This is a genomic window from Bacillus sp. AR2-1 (assembly GCF_008368755.1).
Classification (GTDB): domain Bacteria; phylum Bacillota; class Bacilli; order Bacillales; family Bacillaceae_G; genus Bacillus_A; species Bacillus_A wiedmannii.
This window is the reverse complement of sequence record NZ_QORY01000054.1, coordinates 1-1,012: the sequence shown is the minus strand read 5'-3', so window position 1 is coordinate 1,012 and position 1,012 is coordinate 1. Positions and strand designations below refer to the sequence as shown.

General features: G+C 36.5%; 1 protein-coding gene. It reads left to right on the top strand.

What is annotated here, in order from left to right; genetic code table 11:
* A partial coding sequence (tnpB, locus tag DT250_RS31255; protein WP_149214382.1) for an IS200/IS605 family element RNA-guided endonuclease TnpB occupies positions 1-937 on the top strand: 937 nt, incomplete at its 5' end.
* Between the last annotated feature and the right edge of the window lie 75 nt (positions 938-1,012).

Sequence of the window (1,012 nt, the reverse complement as noted above, 5' to 3'; positions counted from 1 at the left end):
GAAGAAAGAGTTTGTTTGGCTCAAAGAAGTGGATAGTATTGCGATTCAGTCGTCTGTTCGCAACCTTGCGGATGCGTATACACGCTTTTTCAAAAAACAAAATAGTGCCCCGCGTTTCAAATCCAAGAAGAATAACGTACAATCTTATATCACAAAACAAACAAATGAAAACATTGCCATTGTAGGAAACAAAATGAAATTGCCAAAACTAGGTCTTGTTCGATTTGCCAAAAGTCGTGAAATAACGGGACGTATTGTAAATGCTACAGTTAGACGAAACCCTTCTGGTAGATATTTTGTGTCACTATTAGTTGAAACAGAAGTACAAGAACTTCCAAAAACACATTCTTACATTGGAATAGATGTCGGACTAAAAGATTTCGCCATTTTGTCAGATGGGAAACCCTATGAAAATCCGAAGTTTTTCCGATCATTAGAAGATAAGTTGGCGAAAGCACAGCGTGTTCTTTCTAGAAGAATGAAAGGATCTTCTCGTTGGAATAAACAACGAGTAAAAGTAGCTAGAATTCATGAATACATTTCAAATGCTAGAAAAGATTACTTAGACAAAATCTCAACTGAAATCATCAAAAGCCACGATGTTATCGGTATAGAGGATTTGCAAGTATCAAATATGTTAAAAAATCGTAAGTTAGCAAAAGCAATTAGTGAAGTATCTTGGTCACAGTTTCGAACCATGTTGGAATATAAAGCAAAATGGTATGGCAAACAAGTCATTGTCGTATCGAAAACATTTGCTTCCAGCCAATTATGTTCTTGTTGTGGATATCAAAACAAAGACGTTAAAAATCTAAACCTACGTAAATGGGACTGTCCTTCTTGTCGTACACACCATGATAGGGATATTAACGCAAGTATCAATATAAAGAATGAAGCAATAAGACTTCTAACCGCAGGGACTGCGGGGTTAGCCTAATCAATTAGAGTTCGATAGAACTCTTTACTTAGGAATCCCTCACTTCTAAACGAAGTGAAAGTGGGGGGAGTTCAA